Genomic DNA, 20,586 nt, shown 5'->3' on the forward strand with positions numbered 1-20,586 from the left:
GTTGTGTTACATCCGGATCTTCTGTGCCGCGCGTGCAATGGACGCAAGCAGAGCCACCAGCCGCTTTTCGTCCATCTGGCCGCAGTAGCTGGTGAAGGTGTAGTAGCAGCCCTGCACGCAGAAGGAAAGCACGATCTTACGCACCACATCGGCATCAAACGAGGGGTCGCTCTCCGAGATGCATTTGCTCATTGCAGCTTCCACGCGGTTGATGAACAGCCCCTGACGGGAGCCGGAAAACAGAATGCCGATCTCGGTCTGATTCCGGGTGAACGCCCGGAACATTTCCCGGGTCAGCCACTCGGTGCGCTCGCTTACATCACGGGCGGTCAGCTGCGGCAGGCTTTCCACCACCACCTCCACCATTTCGTCCTCCATGGCGTTGGCCAGCGCATAGATATCCTGATAATGCGCATAAAAGGTGGACTTATTGATGCAGGCCAGATCGCACAGTTCCTTGACCTTGATCTTTTCCAGCGGTTTCTGCGCCCGCAGCTCCATGAATGCCTGCTTGATGGCACGCTCCGTTTTTTCAATGCGAATATCCAGAAAACCCACCTCTTTTGCTTTTTCGTTGATTATCCAACCATTTTCCTGTTTTGCGGATAGACAAGGCCCTCAGCCTTTTTTATACTGGGTCTATCCCCATCCGCATCACTCCTTGCGGTACAGGATGCCTTTTTCTTCCAGCTCTTTTTTGATGCGCTCAAAGCTCCCGGCATCCGGGCAGTGCAGGGTGTGCAGATGCACGCCGCCGGTCATGCGGCTCAAAAGCGCTTCCGGCGTGTCCTTGGCCTGCTGGATGAAGTTGTCCACATCGTAGCGGCTGGCAAGGTTCAGGTTGCCGCGCAGCTCGCCATACAGGCTGTTCTCCACGGCCACATCCACCACGATGCCGCCCTGATCCACCACGGTGTACAGCTCGGTGCGCATCTCGTCCTCGGTGCTGTGCACGCAGGCCAGAATGGCGGTATAGCCTTTTTCCGCCGGGTGCAGCTGATAGCCCCGGGGCGTTGCATCGATCTGCGCACCGCCTGCCCGCAGCAGAGCCACATCTCCCACCACGATCTGGCGCGAGACCCCCAGCAAAGCCGCCAGTGCGCTGGCACTGACCGGTGCTTCGGCCCCGCTGAGCCGTTTCAGAATGGATTCTCTGCGCTGCGCTGCATTCATGGTTTTCAAAGCTTCCTTTCCGCTTTACGGTATTATGCTCTTATTGTAGCAAAAGACGGCGGATCATGCAAGAATGCGTTTACTTTTCCAGCTGCAGGATGGTAGCATAATTGGAGGGCAGCTGCACTTTCATGCGGCCCCACTCCATGCTGGTCAAAACGGGCTGTGCGCCCACCGTGTCGGCCAACAGGTCCTTTGCAGCGGATGCCTCCACCGGCAGCTGGAATTCCAGCTGTGCGGGACTGTCGCCGTTGTTCAGCACCACGACGCAGGCCTTTCCATCCAGCACCCGGGCAAAGGCATAGCACTGGGTGGTGAGCTGCAGCTCTTTCACCTCGCCGTCGGTCAGCTCCGGCAGCTCCGCCTTCAGTCTGCCCAGTGCGGCATACACGCTGGTGACAGGGTTGGTGGTCTCAGCGTCCTTGAAGTCGGAAAGTTCCAGGCAGGGGCGCAGCGGCCAGTCGCTTCCCCACTCTTTTTTGCCTTCAATGCCAAATTCTGAGCCATAATAGATGGACGGAATGCCCCAAAGCGTATATACTAGAATTGCAATGTGGCGGATGTGCTCCCGGTTGCGCAGCTTGTTGGGCAGGCGCTCCACATCGTGGTTGTCCGAGAACAGATACAGCCGGGTATCGTGGCACAGGCCCTGCAGACGGCGCATGGTGTGGGCGATCTCGAAATAGTTGTGGTCGTTGTGGCCGCTCCACAGGCCCTTGTGCAGCTCGTAGTTGGTCACCGAGTGCAGCATCTCCGGGTTTGCCCAGCGGCTGTAATCGCCGTGGATCACCTCGCCCATGAGCCAGAACTCTGGCTTTACCTCGTTGGCAAGGCGGCGCAGACCGCGCATAAAGTCAAAGTCCAGCACATCGGCTGCGTCCAGACGGATGCCGTCAATGTCAAATTCATCCACCCAGAAGCGGATGGTATCGTAGTGGTAGTTCTGCACCTCCGGGTTGCGCTGGTTCAGCTTGACCAGCAGATTGAAGCCGCCCCAGTTTCCGTAGGAAAAGCCGTCGTTGTACTCGTTGTTGCCCCAGAAATTCACATCGCAGAACCAGTCCTTATAGCGGGCGTTCTCGCGGTTTGCCTTCAGGTCCTGAAACGCAAAGAAATCGCGGCCCACATGGTTGAACACGCCGTCCACGATCACCTTCTGGCCCCGGGCATGGCACCGGGCCACAAAGTCCTTGAACTCTGCGTTCGTGCCAAGGCGGCGGTCTACCAGCCGGTAATCGATGGTGTCGTAGCCATGGGAACCGCTCTCGAACAGCGGGCCGATATAAATGGCCGTGCAGCCGATGTCCGCTGCGTGCTCAGCCCATGCGTTCAGTTTATTAAACGCGCCGGGCACCGCCTGCCCATCGTTCTCGTGTGCGCAGCCGCACAGCCCCAGAGGATAGATGTGATAAAATACCGCGTTGTCATACCAAGCCATTGTTCATACCGCTCCCATACAAAAAAATCAGCCTCCGCCCACTGCGGCGGCAGGAATAGTATAGCACAGAATCTGTAAAACATGTTAATTTTTGCTGATTTTTGTCAAGAATCGACAAGAATATCAGCCACTATGCCCCATTTCGTCTTATTCTTATTGGATATATTGCCCAAACACCTGTGTCACATGCAGTGCCGCCGGGCGCTGCCTATCATAGAATGTAAGGAGATCTTTGCATGAATTACCCCGCCATTCCCCGTGAATTCTTCAATGGAGACTGCTTTGATGCCTACCGCATCCTTGGTGCGCATCCCTGCTCTGACAACGGCATCGAAGGGTGGCGCTTTGCAGTGTGGGCCCCCGGTGCCACGGCAGTGGAAGTCTGCGGCGGCTTCGACGGCTGGGAGGCAGGCGTGCCCATGGAAAAAGCCGATACCGGCGTGTGGAGCGCATTCGTCCCCGGCCTTGCAGAGGGCGACCTTTATAAATACCGGGTGCATGGTGCCGACGGCAGTGTGGTGATGCGCAGCGACCCCTACGCATTTTCCACCGAGCTGCGGCCGGGCACGGCCAACCGTCTGGCAAAGCTGGACTTCCACTTTGACGACAGCGCATGGATGGAGCGCCGCGACAAATGCCGCAACCGCCCGCTGAACATCTACGAGATGCATGTTGGCAGCTGGCGGCACAAGCCCGGCAGCAAGCAGGAGGACGGCTCAGACGGCTGGTACAACTATGAGGAGCTGGCCAAGGAGCTGATCCCATGGCTGCTGGACCATCACTTTACCCATGTGGAGCTGCTGCCGCTGGCCGAACATCCCTTCGATGGCAGCTGGGGCTACCAGACCACCGGCTACTTTTCCGTTACCAGCCGCTACGGCACTCCCGCCCAGTTTGCCGGCTTTGTGAACGCCTGCCACCGCATGGGCATTGGCGTCATCATGGACTTTGTGCCGGTGCACTTTGCCGCCAACGCCGACGCTCTGGCAAAGTTTGACGGCACCTACCTCTACGAGTACGACAGCGATGTGGGCCACAGCGAGTGGGGCACCTGCAACTTCAACTACTACCGCCGCGAGGTGTGCAGCTTTTTGAACAGCGCTGCCGCCCTGTGGATGGACGTATACCACTGCGACGGTATCCGTATGGATGCCATCTCCCGCGCGCTGTACTGGCAGGGCGACCCGAACCGCGGCGTGAACGAGGGTGCCGTGAACTTTCTGCGCAGCCTGAACCACGGCCTGAACGAGCGCTGGCCCACCGGCATCTACACTGCCGAAGACTCCACCAACTTCCTCAAGGTGACAGCTCCCACCCGCTACGACGGCGTGGGCTTCGACTACAAGTGGGATATGGGCTGGATGCATGATACGCTGGACTATTTTGCTACCCCCTTCGGTGAGCGGCCAAATGCCTACGGCAAGATCGTTTTCAGCATGCACTACTTCTACAACGAGCTGTATCTGCTGGCGCTGAGCCACGACGAGGTGGTGCACGGCAAAAAGACCATCATTGATAAGCTGTGGGGCACCTATGCGGAAAAATGCGCCCAGCTGCGCACCCTCTATTTTTATATGTACATGCACCCGGGCAAGAAGCTGAACTTCATGGGCAACGAGATGGGACACTTCCGGGAGTGGGACGAAAAGCGGGAGCTGGACTGGGATCTGCTGAAATATCCCTTCCACGATGCCTTCCAGAAATACTTTGCCCACCTGAGCCGGGTCTACTCCACCGAGCCCGCCCTCTACGATGGCGAGTACAACCCCGACTGCTTTGAGTGGGTGGCCTGCGAGAGCCGCAGCGAGGGTGTGTACGCATGGCTGCGCAAGGGACAGGGCCAGAGCCTGCTGTGCATCATGAACACGCAGGACCATGCCCACAAAAAATTCCCGCTGTATCTGCGCTTTCCCTGCAGTGCCGAGGAGGTGCTGAACACCGAATCCCCCGAGTGGGGCGGTGCACTGAAGGGCCGCCGCAAGACAAAGCTTCACACCACCGATGGCGGTGTGTTTGGTCGGGACTATACCCTTACAGTAGACCTGCCTGCCATGGGCAGCTGCCTGCTGCGCCTTGCGCCGGAGGCCCCGAACCCCGATGCGGCCCGCATCAGCGCCAACAAAGCCCTGAACGCAAAGCGCCGCGCTGCCCGCAGCACAAAGGCCGCAGCCAATTCCAACAAGTAATATTCGTTTTAAAATGTCCCGTCTGCGTTTAAAGCGGCGGGACATTTTGTTGTTTTCCGTGCACAGCGGCTGGACAGTGCAGATTTTGCTTGCTATACTGTAGCTGTGATATTCTGCAGCTGAGAGGTTTTTGGGATGAGTGGAATCGTTTCCCGTCTGTCTGTCCTTGGCAAGGTCTGGCTGGGCCTTGCTGCCGGGGCACTGGCGCTTATTGTATTCGGCCTTGCCGCACCGGGCAGCAGCCTGTTTTTCCCGCTGGTGAGCCTGTGGTGCAATGCAGCACTGTTTGCACTGGCGCTGCTGGTGCTGCGCCGGGCCGGTATGGAGCTGGACCTGTTCCACAAGGCGGTGCTGGTGGGCCTGTGGGCAGCGGCCGTGCTTTACTTTTACTGGACCCTCGGCAGCCGCACCTTCCTCTACCACTGGGACTACGTAAACTACATTCTAAAGCAGTATCATGCCGAAGCCGCCTTTGCCCAGAGCACAGGCGCAGGCTTCCGGTTTCTCCTCGATTCCATCACCGAGGACTATACGAATTTCATCACCCTGTTCACCGAGTTCCCGTTCTGCCTGAGCGGCAAGACCGGCGACGACTACGCATTCTGTCAGGTATTCAGCGTACTGCCCAGCCTGCTGGTGCTGCTGGCGGGCCTGACGGTCAAGGTGGGCCGGATGCTACGGGTAAAGAACCGGTTCTGGTATTTCCTCATCGGCTTTTCGTGGTGCGCTACCTTCCCATTCGTGCGCATGTCGGCAGTGCTGGGCCAGCCGGACTGGTTCGGGCTGATCTTTGCCTTCATGCTTATGCTGCTCACACTGGACTACCGCTTTGACGGCATCGACCTGCCCCGCTATCTGCTCATCTTCGCCGCCACGGCGGGCATCATCCTCACCCGGCGCTGGTACTTATATTTTGTGGTGGGCTACTGCTTTGCCTACGTGCTGCTGCTGGCAGTTTCCAGCATCCGGCTGGCAAAAGATGGCCAGCCCAGCCGCGCTGTGCACCGCATGGTACGGCTGGTGGTGTTCGGCTTGTGTGCGGCCGGGGCCATGGTGCTGCTGCTTCTGCCCATGGTGCGCAAAATTTTAAGCTTTGACTACGCCGGGCGCTACTCTTACTACAACTTCGGCGGCATCACGCTGGAGCTGGCCGCACAGACACTGCGCATCGGTTTGCTGAACTTCATCCTCATCGGAATGGGGCTGTGGTTTGCCGCAAAACGCCGTCTGCCTGCCCTGCCCTGCCTTGCAGGGGCAGAGCTGCTGGTGAGCCTTGTGCTGTTTACCCGGGTACAGAACACCGGCTCCCACCAGATGCTGCTGTTCGTGCCTGGGTGGCTGCTGCTGTTCCTCGTTGGTTCCGCCGCACTGGCCGACGGCCTGAAAAAGCACACCGCCGTCAAGCTCTGCTATTGGGGCTTTACCATGGTGTTTGCGGTGTCCGTGCGCTGCTCGCCGCTGACCACCGTTGCTCTGCCGGGCTTTGTGGTGGATCATTTTCCCCTCAAGGCCGTGTCGGAATTCGTCCGGCTGGACAAGCTCACCTACGACCGCACCGACGCCGCCCAGATCCAGCGCGTGGACGACTGGATCGATGCCCACTGCGATGCGGAAAAGGGCGAGTTCGCCTACATGATCCCCCACGATATGCTGTACAACTCGGACATATTCCAGTACGCCGCCCTGCCGGACATCCAGCTGCAGGGCAAGCTGGCCGCCGGCATCTCCATCCCGGGCACCCACGAGTTCCCGGTGCGGTTCTTTGAGGCGAAGTATGTGCTCACCGCAGAGCCCTTCCCCCAGACCTTTGTCAGCGGTGGCGAGCTCTCCGGCCGGTGGAATGCCCTCTTCTGCGCCGCGCGGGATGAGCACTTTACGCAGGCCGCCAGCTTTGACATGGGCAACGGCACTGTGTTCACCGTGTGGGAGCGCACCGAGCCTGCCGACCGGGCTGAGGTGGAATATTATCTGGATGCCTTCGCGCAGGAGGATGCCCTCTACCCCGAAATGTTCTCGCAGGTGGCGGAAGCCTGGCTTGCCGGGCATGGACTTTAAATTGCAAACGCTTTGGATATAAAAGGAGTATTTCCCATGGAACAGAATGCAAACGCCCTGCCCAAGGTCACGCTGGGCCAATACAAGGGGCTGGAATTCACCCGCCGGGTGCGCCCGGTATCGGAAAAGGCCGTGGAGCTGGAGGCGGCGAACCTCACCCGCACCCGCGCCCCCTTTGCACCGGTGGAAAAGTCCGCCGCGCGCGGGATGCGCGTCACGCTGGATTTTGAGGGCTTCATGGACGGCGCGCCCATCCCGGAAAGCAAAATGGAAAATGTGACCGTGGTGCTGGGCACCGGTCAGCTGATGCCCGCCGCCGAGGATGCCGTGTACGGCCACAAAGCAGGCGAGAGCTTCCGCTTCGATTTTACCTATCCCGCCGAGTTCCGGGTGCCGGAGCTTTCCGGCAAGACGGCGCAATTCGCCATCACCCTGCACACCGTGGAGCAAAAGCAGCCTGTACCGCTGGACGATGCCTTTGCCAAGACACTGGGCTTTGATACGGTGGATGCCCTGAAGGAGAGCATCCGCGAGAAAAAGCGCCGCTCCCACGAGGCCAACGCCGACCGAATTGCCGGAGCCGCCCTGCTGGGCATGGCCGGTGCCAACCTGACGGCGGAGCTGGATAACGCCATTCTGGACCAGAATGCCGACCATGACATGAACGCCCTGCGCGAACGGCTGCGCCGCAGCAAAATGACCATGGAGCTGTACTGCAAGGCAGGCCAGACCACACCGGACGAGGTGCGCGCCGCCTTCCGCCGGGATGCCGAGCGCAAGATGCGCAGCATCCTTGCGGTGCAGGCCATAGCCAAGGCCGAACAGATCACCGTGTCCAACGCAGAGGTGGATGCCGAGTACGTCCGCCTTTCCAAGCTGCACGATACCCCGGAAGCCGAGATCCGCAATGTGCTCAGCCGGGACGCTGTGGCCTCTGCCGTGACCACTCAGAAGGTGCAGCGTTTCCTGATCGACCACGCAAACATCACTTCGGTTGTGGAAAAGGAGTAAACTATGGGCTTTTTTACACGCACCGCGATGGATATGCTGATGAAAACTACCCATCCCGAGATCAACCGCCGCCAGTGCTGGAACCTGCATCCCCATCGCAAGCCCTGCACCGAGTGCAAGGATATCTGCCCCTATGGCGAACAGATCTTTACCCGCCCGAACCTTGTGAAGGACTGGGACCCCTGTACCGAGTGCGGCCTGTGTGTCTCTGCCTGCCGCAGCGGCTGCATCATCCCTTCGCCGGAACAGGTGCAACGGGACACCTCTGCCGCCGATACCGACAATGACACCATCTGGATCGGCTGCGAAAAGTCCACCCGCAAAAATTCCATGGTGCGCACCTGCATCTCTGCCCTCACATGGGAGACACTGGCCTACCTTGCCCTGAACAAAAAGATCGTGCTGGACCTGACCCCCTGCGGTGAATGTGAGAACGACCTGTGCGCCGCCCAGCTGCGCAAGGAGCTGACAAGGCTTGTGGATTTCTTTGGCCAGCCCATGTTCGAGGCACGGTTCACTCTGGCCTACGAGCCGGACGAAGCGCTCTACCACGTAAAGGAGCTAAGCCGCCGCGAAATGTTTGAGCAGGTGAGCCACGGCTCCAAAAGTGGCACCAAAAAGCTGCTGCAGATGCTGCCCGGCCTGCACAGCGAGGACGACGGCGGTGTGGATTTCCGCCTTTTGCTGCACCAGCGCACAAGGCAGCTGAAGGCATCCATGGAAACACCGCTGAAGTACGGCTACTACCTGCCCAACTTTACCGATAAATGCTTTGGTTGCGGCAAGTGCGAAAAGGCCTGCCGCGCCGGTGCGCTGAAGCTGGAGGACCTGCCCGACGGCCAGACCCGCATCGTCATCACGCCGTGGAAGTGCAGCGAGTGCGAGGTGTGCGTGGCCTCCTGCTCCAACCATGGCATCAACGGCATGAAGCTGCGCCAGCTCACCACCCTTGGCCCGGTAAGTGTACACAAATGCACCAAGACCCTGTGCAAGGAATGCGGCAAGCCCATTGCGCCGGGCAGTGTGGATGGTGTGTGCACCGTGTGCCGCATCAAGGCCCGCACCAAAAAGCGGCAGGAGGAAGCCGCCGCCCGGGCAAAGCAGCTGCGTGAGGAGCGCGAAGCCAAAAAGGCTGCAGAGGAAGCCGCCAAGGCAGCAGCCGAAGCCGGTGCCGACGCTGCTGAGACAGCTGTACAGATGGCTGCCGCCCCCGCAGAAACCGCTGCGGCCGCTGCCGTGCCTGCTGCGGCCGGTTCCGTGATCACAGCACTGACCCCGGAAAAAGCAGTCCCCGCCGCGCTGGACGAAACCCCTGCTGCCGCACCGGAAAACACCGCAGAAAAGGATGTGCCCGACACACCGAAAAACGATTGACGGCGCACAGATTCAATGCTATACTGACCATAAGACCACGCACCGTGGCCACCGACTGTTACAAAGGGGTAACGGAGCTATTTCCGTTACCCCTTTCTTATCCCAAAGCACGAAGCAAGCTTTTGCCAAGATCTTACGAAAGAAGGATTTTACTATGGCTCATTCCATCTCCCGCCGCCAGTTCCTGCAAGGCAGCGGCGCAGCCGCCCTTTCTGTAGCAGCGGCTGGTCTGCTGAGCAGCTGCGGCGGCTCTTCCGCTTCCAATGGCGGCAGCACCGGCGCTGCCGGCAGCAGCTCCACCTACACCGTGCTGTATTCCCGTCAGCCCGCCACCCTGAACTATCTGGTCTGCTCAGCTGACCCGGACCTTTACCACGGCACTCAGTGCATCGACACGCTGGTGGAGTACGACAACCGCGGCAAGATCCGGGAGGGCCTTGCCACTGCTTGGGAGTGGGATGCCGACAGCCTGACATGGACGTTCCACCTGCGGGATGAGAACTGGGTGGACTGCAGCGGCGAGGTGCTTGGCCCTGTGACCGCGCAGGACTTTGTGGATGCGCTGGCCTATGTGCTGAACCCGGACTACGCTTCCTCCACTGCAAGCCTTGTCACCCCCTATGTGGCCGGTGCGGACGACTACTATAACTACTGCGTTTACCGCAACAACGCCAATAACGGCACCGTGGCCGAGGACGGCACCACCTACGCCATTGATGCCAACGGCACCGTGACCGCCGCTGCCGCCGATGGCACCACCACCGAATACCCGGCTGTGGATTTTTCCACCGTGGGCGTGAAGGCTGTGGACGACCACACCCTGACCTACACGTTGAACTTCGACTTTCCCGGCTTCCTCAGCCTGTTGAGCTACGCTCCCTACGAGCCTGCCTACGGCCCGCTGCTGGAGGAGTTTGCCGACCAGTTCTGCACCAGTGCCGAGACCGCCTGCAGCTGCGGCGCGTTCTATCTGGCCGAGTACACCCCGCTGGAAAACTGGGTGATGAAGAAGAACCCCGAAAACTACGATGCCGACAGCGTTTACATCGACACGGTGCGCTACATCTACAATCAGGAAGAGCTGATCAGCGGCCCGGAGATGGTCAAGCGCGGCGAGATCGATCAGGCTACCATCAGCTCCGACATTCTGGACAGCTGGCTGGCCGACGACACCACCAAGGACATGGTTTCCATGGAGCGCCCGGAAACCGGCAAGAGCTACTTCTACATCTTCAACTTCCTGCCCTACCGTCACGAGTTCTCAAACTGGACCGTGACCGGCGTGGATGCCCAGTACGAGCCGGACAATTGGGCCAAGGCCATCAACTCCACCAACTTCCGCAGGGCTTTCCTGTATGCCATCAATCCGTCTGTGACGCTGGCCGTCACCGCGCCGGAAGGCTACGATAACTACAAGCTGCACACCATCACTCCGCCGTCCTTCTGTGCCAACAGCAAAGGCGTGGATTATACTGAGTGCGGCGGCCTTGCAAACCTCTCTGACTTCTTTGACGAAGCCAAGGCCAAAGAGTACCGTGATGCCGCTGTGGAAGAGCTGACCGCCGCCGGTGTCACCTTCCCTATCAAGATCCAGTATCCGTACAACCCCGCTGTGGTGGACTGGGACAAGCAGTGTCAGGTGTTCAAGCAGCAGGTGGAAGCCGTGCTGAACGACGGCTTCGACTTCATCAGCATCATCATCACGCAGGGTCCGTCCGACAACTTCCTGAATGCGGTGCGCCGGGTGGGTGCCTATCAGCTGATGTCCTACTACTGGGGTGCCGATTACTCCGACCCCGAGACCGAGGTGTACCCCTTCTATCAGGAAGCCGGCGACCGCGGCACCTGCTACAGCTTCCTGCGCACCGGCGTGGAGGACGGCATCGTGACCGGCGAGACCGCCGACCTCGTGATGCAGTACATGTCCATGGTGGAGAACGCCAAGACCATCACCGAGGATCTGGATGCCCGGTACGAAGCCTTTGCGGATGCCGAAGCCTTCCTCATTGAGAACGCACTGGTCATCCCGCTGGGGATGCCGGTGCCGCCCTACATTGCCACCCGCCTGAACCTGTGGGAGGGCCAGTACGCGCCCACAGGGCTTTCCACCAACCGACTGAAGGGCGTGCACATCCTCGACCATTACGTTTCCATGGAGGAGTACAACGCCAACCGGGATGCGCGGTAAAAACTGAATCGGAAACTCCCCCAGTCTGCTGCGCAGACAGCCCCCTCTGGGATGGGGCCTCTGGCGAAACCGGAAACTTTCCCGTCATGCCAAGGGCTCCCTCCCCGAGGGAGCTGGCTTTGCGCAGCAAAGGCTGAGGGAGTTTTTGTTTGCTCCTCATTTTTCCCGCAAAAACTCACAAATCACTTTCCAAACGTAAGATTTTGCGTTATTCTATACTTATCTGTATTTATAAAGAAAAGAGAGGTGCACGGCTATGGTGCAATATCTCGCAAAACGCATCGGGCGCTCCATTCTGACCCTGTTCGTCATTGTGACGCTGGTGTTCTGCCTGCTGCGGCTCATGCCGGTGGAAGGCTACTTTGCAAACTACGAAAAAATGACCGAGGCACAGATCCAGGCCGGGCTGCAGTCCATGGGCCTGCTGGACCCGCTGCCGGTGCAGATCGGCCATTTCTGGCGGGATGCGCTGCACGGTGATCTGGGCGTGAGCCACATTTATAAGCTCAACGCTCCCGTGACCAGGATCCTTGCCCAGAAGCTGCCCATTTCCATCGAAATGGGTGTGCTGGCCATGCTGCTGAGCCTTGTGCTGGGCATCCCGCTGGGCCTTGTCATGGGCCGTTATAAGGGCCGCTGGCCGGATAAGCTGGGCACGGCATTCATCGTGCTCATTCAGGCGGTGCCTGCGGCAGTGTACTTTTTGTATATCCAGATGTACGGCACCACCGCCATGGGCGTGGGCCTGCTGTTCGATGCCGCCAACTGGCGCTATTGGGTGCTGCCGGTGTGCAGCATGAGCCTTGCAAACCTTGCGTTCTACGCCATGTGGCTGCGCCGCTATATGGTGGACGAGAGCAACAAGGACTACGTCAAGCTGGCCCGCGCCAAGGGCGTGAGCGAGAACAATATCGCCCTGCACCACGTATTCCGCAACGCCATGGTGCCGCTGGTGCAGTACATTCCCTCCGCATTCCTGAACACCGTCGTCGGCTCCATCTACATCGAAAGCCTGTACAGCATCCCGGGCATGGGCGGCCTGCTGGTCACCTGTGTGCAGCGCCACGACAATACCATGGTGCAGGGCATCGTGCTGCTGTACGCCTGCGTGGGCATCATCGGCTTGATTTTGGGCGATGTGCTCATGGTGCTCATTGACCCCCGCATCAACTTTGGCAAGAAAGAAGGTGGACGCTGATGCTCTCTTTTCTGAAACGCGAAAAATCGAAGCAGCTGGAGGATCAGCTGAATGCTGCTCAGGCACAGCGCCGCACCGGCTGGGAAAATCTGCCGGAGGATGAGCTGTTCACCCCCGCCGGGTTCAGTGAGGAACAGGCCGAAGCCACCGCCAGCTCCAACTACAGCTACTGGGGCAGCACCTTCCGTGCCTTTTTCAAGAACAAGTTCGCCGTGGCCCTGCTGATCGCGCTGGTGGTCGTGGTTGCCTTTGCCTTCATCCAGCCCCACCTGCCCGGTCAGGCAGACCCGAACCTGTGCGCCGTGGACCCTGTGACCGGCATCCAGTACCGCAACATCGCCCCCGGGCAGGACGGCTTTATCTGGGGTTCCAACTCCATTGGTCAGGACCTGTGGGCACGCATCTGGGCCGGTGCACGCACCAGTCTGACTATCGCCTTCTTCGTGGCCCTCATCGAAGCTGTGGTGGGCATTACCGCCGGTGTGCTGTGGGGCTATGTGCGCGGGCTGGACTTTGTGTTCACCGAGCTGTACAACATCTTCGATAACATTCCCACCGCCATCGTGCTGATCCTCATTTCCTATGTAGCCACCCCCAGCATCTGGACCATGGTCCTTGGCATGGCCATCAAGGGCTGGATCGAAATGGCACGCTTCATCCGCAACCAGATCCTCATCATCCGCGACCGGGATTATAATGTGGCTTCCCGCTGCATCGGCACGCCCACCACCCGCATCGTGCTGCGCAACCTGCTGCCCTACCTCGTCTCGGTCATCATGCTTCGCATGGCCCTCACCATCCCGGAAGCCATTGGCAACGAGGTGTTCATCACCTACATCGGTCTGGGCCTGTCCGTGGAGACCCCCTCGCTGGGCAACCTGGTCAACGACGGCCGCAAGGTGATGATGCAAGCCGGGCTGCGCTACCAGCTGCTGTACCCCACCCTCATCCTGAGCTTTGTTACCATTGCGTTCTATCTGATCGGCAACGCCTTCTCGGACGCCGCCGACCCGAAGAACCATCTGCAGTAAGGAGGGGGTATCATGGAACACAACCAGCTCATTCTCTCCGCAAAAGATGTCAACATCCAGTTCAACCTGCGTGGAAAAGTGCTGCACGCCATCCGTGGCATCGATCTTGACCTCTATCAGGGAGAGGTGCTTGCCATCGTAGGCGAGAGTGGCTCCGGCAAGAGCGTTTTTACCAAGAGCTTCATGGGCCTGCTGGATGCCAACGGCTCCATTACCAGCGGCACCATTGATTACTACGGCATGGCGGACGGCAAGCCGCTGCGCCTTTCTGACCTCAGAACCGAAAAGGACTGGCTGCGGGTACGCGGCCGCGAGATTGCCATGGTCATGCAGGACCCCATGACCAGCCTGAACCCGCTGAAGACCATCGGGGCACAGATCATGGAAGCCGTTGCCCTGCATCAGGGCTTAAAGGGTGCTGCCGCCAAGGAAAAAACACTGGAATACCTGCGGGATGTGGGCATCACCGACCCCGAAAAGCGCTTTAAGCAGTACCCGCACGAGTTCTCCGGCGGCATGCGCCAGCGTGTGGTCATTGCCATTGCGGTGGCCTGCAGCCCCAAGATCCTGATCTGCGACGAACCTACCACCGCACTGGACGTGACCATTCAAGCCCAGATTTTGCAGCTTTTGAAGGAAATGCGGTTCAAGTACGATCTGACCATCGTCATGATCACCCACGATCTGGGCGTTGTGGCAAACATTGCAGACCGCGTGGCTGTGATGTACGCAGGCGACATTGTGGAAATCGGCACTGCTGACGAAATTTATTACGATCCCCGCCACCCCTACACATGGGCGCTGCTTTCCAGTATGCCCCAGATGGGCGTGAAGGGCGAGGACCTGTTCAACATCGTGGGCACACCGCCAAACCTGTTTGCGGAAATTCGCGGCGATGCTTTTGCGCCCCGCAACCCGCAGGCGCTGAAGATCGATTTTGTCAAGCGCCCGCCTTACTTTGAGGTAACGCCCACCCACAAGGCCAAAACATGGCTGCTGGACCCCCGGGCACCCAAGATCGAGCCGCCTGCTGCGGTAAAAATGCTGCGAGAGGAGGGGCTGTAAGATGGAAAATGAACGCGAAGTTCTTTTGGAAGTGAACCACCTGAACGTAACCTACGGCTCCGGCAAAAAAGCATATGAAGCTGTGCAGGATGCCAACTTTAAAATTTATAAGGGCGAGACCTTCGGCCTTGTAGGCGAAAGCGGCAGCGGCAAAACTACCATTGGCCGCGCCATCCTGCGCATTCTGCCCACCTCCGGCGGTGAGATCCTCTATAAGGGCCAGAAGATCAACGGCAGAATTTCCCGCCAGCTGGACAGGCAGATCATCAAAGAGATCCAGATGATCTTTCAGGACCCGCAGTCCTCGCTGAACGAGCGCGCCAAGGTGAGCTATATCGTGGGCGAAGGCCTGCAGAACGTCCGGCCTGATCTTTCCACCGCCCAGCAGGAGGAAAAGGTGCGTCAGGCTCTGCTGGACGTGGGTCTGCTGCCGGAATTTGCCTCCCGCTTCCCGCACGAATTTTCCGGCGGACAGCGCCAGCGCATCGGCATTGCCCGGGCCCTGATCGTGGAGCCGGAGTTCATCGTTGCCGATGAGCCCATCAGCGCACTGGATATGTCCATCCGTGCACAGGTGCTGAACCTGCTGCGCTGCCTGCAGAAGGAACGCGGCATCACCTACCTGTTCATCGCCCACGATCTTTCCGTGATGCGCTACATCTCCGACCGCATCGCCGTCATCCACAAGGGCCGCATCGTGGAGCTGGCCGAAGCTGAAGAGTTGACAGCCCACGCCATCCACCCCTATACCCGCAGCCTGCTTTCCGCCATTCCCATGCCGGACCCCCGCCGGGAGCGGCAGAAAAAGCTGCTGGTGTACGACCCCGCCATGCACGACTACTCCAGAGAGGCCCCCCAGTGGCGCGAACTGCGGCCTGAGCATTTTGTACTGTGCAGCGCTGCCGAAGCCGAACAGTGGCTGCCGCGCTGACCCCCGACATTTCGGGAGGAACCGTTGTTTTACGGCACTTTTACGCAACATTCAAAGTTTATTTCTTGACATTCTCCGGCAGCTCCACTACAATAGAATCTGCATCATTGATTCTGATTTTTGAGTTATTAGCGTGTTCTGACCGGCGGCTTTCATCTTCTTTGCGAAGCTGTCGGCTTTTGGCAATAAAAAGAAGAAGAAAGAAAAGAGGACTTTATTCTATGACTACTGAACAGCGTGAACCGCTCTATGCGTCCACTGCGAAGCCCTGGCTGAAGTACTATGACCAGAAATACATCGACATGCCCCTGCCCAAGTGCAGCGCCTTTGAGTATCTCTGCCATCAGAACAAGAACCATCTGAGCGAGACCGCTCTGGAGTATTATGGCCGCAAATTCACCTTTGCAGACCTCTTTGTGAATGTCAAGAAAACCGCTGCCGCCTTCCGTGCTCTCGGCGTGAAAAAGGGCGACATCATCACCGTTGTCAGCGTGATGACCCCCGAGGTGATCTATGCCTTCTACGCTGTCGATATGATCGGCGCAACGCTGAATCTGGTGGACCCACGCTACAGCGTTGAGGGTATCCACGAGTACATCGAAGAGGTAGATTCCCGCCTGCTGATCTGCCTGAATGTGACCTATGAGCGCTGCCACAAGGCAGAAAAGCGCACCAATGTGGAGCGCGTTCTGGTCATCAGCCCCGCAGACTCTCTGCCGCTGCATCTGGCCGTCGGCTACAAGCTGACCAACCCCGATAAGAACCGCTACAAGTCCAATGTGATCCACTGGAAGGACTTTATTGCACAGGGCAAGGATCAGAGCATGAACGCCGAACCCTACGACCCGCAGCACGCCTGCGTGGTGGTGCACACCGGCGGCACCACCGGTTCGCCCAAGGGCGTTATGCTGACCGACGACTGCTTTAACTCTCTGGCCCACGAATTCATCGCCCAGAGCAACCTGTTCTGCCGCGGCCAGAAGCTGATGAACGTCATGCCTCCGTTCATTGCCTACGGCTATGCCTGCGGCGTGCACATGCCGCTGGTCATGGGCCTGCACGTCGTCATCATCCCCAATCTGGACCCCGACAAGCTGGGCGCACTGATCTGGAAGCACAAGCCCGAGCACATGTTCGGCGTTCCGGCCCACTACCAGCAGATGGCAGCTTCTCCGCTGCTCAAGAAGAAGAAGGATCTCTCCTTCATCCGCAACTATGCCGCCGGCGGCGACTCGCTGCCGCTGGGCGCTGAGCTGACTGTGAACGAGTTCCTGAAGGCGCACAACGTGGAATATCCGCTGGCCAAGGGCTATGGCATGACCGAGGTCGCCTCTGCCGCTACCGTTGCCGCCGGCAACGTGACCAAGCCCGGCAGCGTGGGCATTCCCATGCTGAACACGGTGGTGTCCATTTTTGAGCCTGGCACCGAGACCGAACTGCCCATCGGTGAGCGCGGCGAGATCTGCATCTGCACCCCCACCGTCATGAAGGGCTACTACAATAAGCCCGAGGAGACCGACATGATCCTGCGCCGCCATGCAGACGGCCAGATCTGGGCACACACCGGCGATGTCGGCTACATGGACGAGGACGGCTTTGTGTATCTGGATTCCCGCATCAAGCGCATGATCATCCGTCACGATGGCTTCAAGGTGTTCCCGTCCATGATCGAGAACGTCATCAGCCGCCACCCGGCCGTGCATCAGTGCTCGGTGGTGGGCTGCACCGATAAGGACCATGTGCAGGGCCGCCTGCCCTTCGTCTACGTGGTGCTGGACCCGGAAGGCGACAAGAAAAAGCGCCAGATCGTGCGGGAACTGCGCCAGCTGTGCAATGAAGAGCTGCCGGAGTATGTGCAGCCGGTGGGCTACAAGTTCATCTCCGAAATGCCCTTTACCCCTGTTGGCAAGGTGGACTACCGCAAGCTGGAAGAAGAGATCACTCCCCGCGATTACTGATCCTGAACTTCACCCTGTAATTTTTCAGACACTGAGCTCTCCCGAAAGGGAGAGCTTTTTTGTATGGAAGGAACCGCAGAATACGGACGCAGCGATGGCCGCAATTTTTTGAATTTTGTCAGTTGACAATTTTTACTTTCCATTTTATCATAGAGACAACAGCTGTGCCGCACAGGTGCAGTCATTCCAGAAAGAAGGAATTACAATGAAAAACAAAAAGTTTGCCAGCTTTCTGGCCGCAGCGGCAGCGCTTGTGCTGCTGGCCATGCCTGCATTTGCTGCCGACGAACAGACGGAGCTGCCTGCCGCCGAAGCAGCAGAGGTGCAGCAGGAGCAGACCGCAGCGCCTGCCGAGCAGGAGACCGCCCTGCCCGCCGATGCCCAGACAGCCGGCGAACCGGAGCAGCAGCTCACCTATGTGGCGCTGGGCGACAGCATCACCTCCGGTGTCGGCCTTGCCGATATGAAATACAACATCGCCCAGATCGGCTACGATCTGCAGCCGAACTTTGAGGGCTACCCTTCCCAATGCTACACCGCCCTTGTGGGCAAGGGCCTTGGGCTGGACCGCCAGCACGCGATCAATCTGGGCCTGCCCGGCCTGATGAGCCCTGACATGCTGGATATGGTGCAGAACAGCGCCATGCCCAAGATGAATCAGGCTTCCGGCGCATATTACGTCTACCCGGAATATCAGGAGTATCTGCGCAAGGCCGATATCATTTCCATCCAGATCGGCTCCAACGACGCGCTGGTGCCCTGCATCGTGGGTCTGGGCGAGGCCACCAACTGGAAGAGCGAGCAGCTTGCCGCACTGATGGTCAGCGGTGCCCTGCGTGATTTCAACTTCCAGAAGCTGGGGCTCTTCCTCGAAGCGCTGAACCGTATGACCCTTACCTTTGACGAGAGCCGCGCCACCAACCGCCTGCTGTTCCGCGGCATGGATGAGATCTGCGATCAGGCCTATACCAATGTGACCGCCAGCCTGCCGCAGATCGTGGCCAGTATCCGCGCACTGAACCCGGATGCCAAAATCGTGCTGCTGGGCTACACCAATCCGGTGCCTCTGCTGCCCGCATGGAACCGCTATTTCAGCAAATTGAACCGCTTTGCCAAAGACCTTGCCGCACAGGAAGGCTTGATCTATGTGGACATTCCCCGTGCGCAGACCGCTGCCGACGGCCACCCCACCGTTAAGGGCCACCAGTACATTGCAAACCAGATTTTGAATGCTCTGAAGTGAGCTTTCCATCAAAAAAGCCTGTCTCATTTTACGAGACAGGCTTTTTTTGCGCTGTTCTGTTTTCAGCTCAGCCGGCCGCTTTCCACCGAAAAGCTGATATCTGCCGCAGCCATGGTAGACTTGCGGTGGGAGACCAACAGCACCGTTTTGTCTTTGCACTCTGCCCGCACAGCCTTGAGGATCACACCCTCATTCAGGCTGTCCAGATTGGAGGTAGGCTCGTCCAGCAGCAGGAAGGGTGCATCATGCAGGAAGGCACGCGCCACACCGATGCGCTGGCGCTCGCCGCCGGAAAGTGCACCGCCCAGCTCACCCACCGGGGTATCATAGCCCTTGGGCAGGCTGTGGATAAAGCCGTCCAGTGCAGCCTTTTTGCAGGCTGCTTCCACCTCTTCCCGGGTGGCATCCCGCTTTGCAATGCGGATGTTGTTCTCAATGGTATCGTCGAACAGCTCGGTCTCCTGCGTCACAAGGCTTTCCTGTTCGCGCAGGGCGGCGGTGTTCACGCGGCGGATATCCTCTACGCCAAAGCGGATGCTGCCGCTGGATACATCCCAGAAGCGCATCAGCAGCCGCAGGAAGGTAGACTTTCCGCTGCCGGAGCGGCCGGTGATGCCCACGATCTTCTTTTCCGGAATGGTCAGGCTCAGGTCATGCAGCACCTCCTCATTGGCATAGGCAAAGTTCACATGCTCTGCCGCAGCACCTGCAAATGCGGTGTCTGTGCCGTCGGTCACATCGGCGGTGACGGGCTGTTCGTCCAGCAGGTCCAGCACGCGGTCTGCGCTGGCGAACACCTGCGTCAGGCTGGCACCAAGGTTTGCCAGCGCCACCACCGGGCCAAAGGAGCTGAGGGCCGAAAGGGTGCACACCAGTACGCCCTCCACGCCCATTTTACCGCTCTGGTAAAGGTTCAGGCTCACACCCAGCACGGCCAGCACCGTGAGCAGGATCAAGGTGTTCGTGATGGCCACGGTCAGGCCCTCGCGGTATTTCATCGCCTTCTGCTTTTCGCCCAGCATCTCACTGTGGGCCGTGATGCCCTCGGCGCGGGCTGCAGTGTCCTGATACTGCAGGGTATCCTTCAGGCCGCGCAGGCTTTCCAGCACATAGCTGTTGGTATCGGCCAGTGCCTGACGGTACTCCCGGGCGGCACGGTCGCCGCGCTTTGCGCTCCACACCGGCAGGGCCACGCCCACCAGCAGATAGCCCGCCAGCAGCACCAGCGCAGGCAGGATGTGCCAGCTGCCCACAAAGCCCGTCATGCCGATGACGCAGATGAACGCGATGCAGATGGGCGAAATGGTGTGGGCATAGAACACCTCCAGCGCCTCGATGTCGGCGGTGATGAGCGAGATCAGGTCACCGCGGTCACGGCCTTCCAGCTTTGCAGGGGTCAGACGGCGCAAGGCACCGAACACCTTATCGCGGATCAGGGCCAGCAGCTTGAAGGCGATATAGTGGTTGGATGCCTGCTCTGCGTAACGCAGAACGCCGCGCAGCAGCGCAAACACCAGAATGCAGGCAAAGGCCGTGCCCACGGTCCTCACCGGGCTTGCAAGCCCCAGCGCACGCAGGATGCCAAAACCGCCGAGGATGGTAATGAAGGTGGCGCAGAAGTGGCCTGCCACCCCCATCACGATCGCTGCCAGCATAACGGGCAGCATGGGCTTTACCAGTACGATCAGCCGTCCCACAATGGCAAAGGGGCTGCGATGATTGCTCTTGTTCATGC

General features: G+C 59.1%; 15 protein-coding genes. 11 read left to right on the plus strand and 4 right to left on the minus strand.

Features of this window, described 5'->3' with window-relative positions:
• Nucleotides 1-6: 6 nt before the first annotated feature.
• The 3 genes from ACGHP1_RS10990 to ACGHP1_RS11000 all read right to left on the minus strand — a co-directional run bounded on the left by ACGHP1_RS10990 (nucleotide 7) and on the right by ACGHP1_RS11000 (nucleotide 2,611).
• A complete protein-coding gene (locus tag ACGHP1_RS10990) occupies nucleotides 7-558 on the minus strand; it encodes a TetR family transcriptional regulator (RefSeq protein WP_097776457.1) in 552 nt (183 codons plus the stop codon).
• Nucleotides 559-654: 96 nt separating this feature from the next.
• Nucleotides 655-1,173: a transcription repressor NadR gene (locus ACGHP1_RS10995; protein WP_005944532.1), complete on the minus strand. Its 519-nt coding sequence runs from the start codon at nucleotides 1,171-1,173 to the stop codon at nucleotides 655-657.
• Nucleotides 1,174-1,252: 79 nt separating this feature from the next.
• Nucleotides 1,253-2,611 carry an alpha-amylase family glycosyl hydrolase gene (locus tag ACGHP1_RS11000; RefSeq protein WP_097781558.1) on the minus strand — a complete coding sequence of 453 codons (1,359 nt, stop codon included), beginning with the start codon at nucleotides 2,609-2,611 and terminating at the stop codon, nucleotides 1,253-1,255.
• 236 nt (nucleotides 2,612-2,847) lie between these two features.
• Here ACGHP1_RS11000 and glgB point away from each other — a divergent pair, with 236 nt between their 5' ends.
• The 11 genes from glgB (at nucleotide 2,848) to ACGHP1_RS11055 (ending at nucleotide 18,851) form a co-directional block, all read left to right on the plus strand.
• Nucleotides 2,848-4,797: a 1,4-alpha-glucan branching protein GlgB gene (glgB, locus tag ACGHP1_RS11005; RefSeq protein WP_390509417.1), complete on the plus strand. Its 1,950-nt coding sequence runs from the start codon at nucleotides 2,848-2,850 to the stop codon at nucleotides 4,795-4,797.
• Between the two features lie 135 nt (nucleotides 4,798-4,932).
• Nucleotides 4,933-6,852 carry a hypothetical protein gene (locus ACGHP1_RS11010; protein ID WP_390509418.1) on the plus strand — a complete coding sequence of 640 codons (1,920 nt, stop codon included), beginning with the start codon at nucleotides 4,933-4,935 and terminating at the stop codon, nucleotides 6,850-6,852.
• Between the two features lie 36 nt (nucleotides 6,853-6,888).
• Nucleotides 6,889-7,863, plus strand: coding sequence for a trigger factor (gene tig / locus ACGHP1_RS11015; RefSeq protein ID WP_298638631.1), 975 nt, complete (start codon nucleotides 6,889-6,891; stop codon nucleotides 7,861-7,863).
• A gap of 3 nt (nucleotides 7,864-7,866) precedes the next feature.
• Nucleotides 7,867-9,237 carry a 4Fe-4S dicluster domain-containing protein gene (locus ACGHP1_RS11020; RefSeq protein ID WP_390509419.1) on the plus strand — a complete coding sequence of 457 codons (1,371 nt, stop codon included), beginning with the start codon at nucleotides 7,867-7,869 and terminating at the stop codon, nucleotides 9,235-9,237.
• A gap of 154 nt (nucleotides 9,238-9,391) precedes the next feature.
• On the plus strand, nucleotides 9,392-11,425 hold the full coding sequence (locus ACGHP1_RS11025; protein ID WP_243138971.1) for an ABC transporter substrate-binding protein: 2,034 nt from the start codon (nucleotides 9,392-9,394) through the stop codon (nucleotides 11,423-11,425).
• A gap of 256 nt (nucleotides 11,426-11,681) precedes the next feature.
• A complete protein-coding gene (locus tag ACGHP1_RS11030) occupies nucleotides 11,682-12,623 on the plus strand; it encodes an ABC transporter permease (protein ID WP_005944540.1) in 942 nt (313 codons plus the stop codon).
• Nucleotides 12,623-13,654 carry an ABC transporter permease gene (locus ACGHP1_RS11035; RefSeq protein ID WP_154255614.1) on the plus strand — a complete coding sequence of 344 codons (1,032 nt, stop codon included), beginning with the start codon at nucleotides 12,623-12,625 and terminating at the stop codon, nucleotides 13,652-13,654. Before ACGHP1_RS11030 ends, ACGHP1_RS11035 begins: the two co-directional genes overlap by 1 nt.
• Nucleotides 13,655-13,666: 12 nt before the next feature.
• On the plus strand, nucleotides 13,667-14,719 hold the full coding sequence (locus ACGHP1_RS11040) for an ABC transporter ATP-binding protein (RefSeq protein ID WP_390509420.1): 1,053 nt from the start codon (nucleotides 13,667-13,669) through the stop codon (nucleotides 14,717-14,719).
• Nucleotide 14,720: 1 nt separating this feature from the next.
• Entirely contained in the window at nucleotides 14,721-15,650 is a 930-nt protein-coding gene (locus ACGHP1_RS11045) for an ATP-binding cassette domain-containing protein (protein ID WP_390509421.1), read from the plus strand.
• Between the two features lie 221 nt (nucleotides 15,651-15,871).
• Entirely contained in the window at nucleotides 15,872-17,608 is a 1,737-nt protein-coding gene (locus ACGHP1_RS11050; RefSeq protein ID WP_120081238.1) for a class I adenylate-forming enzyme family protein, read from the plus strand.
• Nucleotides 17,609-17,813: 205 nt separating this feature from the next.
• Nucleotides 17,814-18,851 (plus strand): GDSL-type esterase/lipase family protein, encoded by a 1,038-nt coding sequence (locus ACGHP1_RS11055; RefSeq protein ID WP_338428137.1) that lies wholly within the window; start codon nucleotides 17,814-17,816, stop codon nucleotides 18,849-18,851.
• A 62-nt stretch (nucleotides 18,852-18,913) separates the two neighbouring features.
• Here ACGHP1_RS11055 and ACGHP1_RS11060 read toward each other — a convergent pair whose 3' ends face one another.
• Nucleotides 18,914-20,584: an amino acid ABC transporter ATP-binding/permease protein gene (locus ACGHP1_RS11060; protein WP_390509423.1), complete on the minus strand. Its 1,671-nt coding sequence runs from the start codon at nucleotides 20,582-20,584 to the stop codon at nucleotides 18,914-18,916.
• Nucleotides 20,585-20,586 lie beyond the last annotated feature (2 nt).

The organism is Faecalibacterium sp. i21-0019-B1, from assembly GCF_042852915.1.
Lineage (GTDB): Bacteria > Bacillota > Clostridia > Oscillospirales > Ruminococcaceae > Faecalibacterium > Faecalibacterium taiwanense.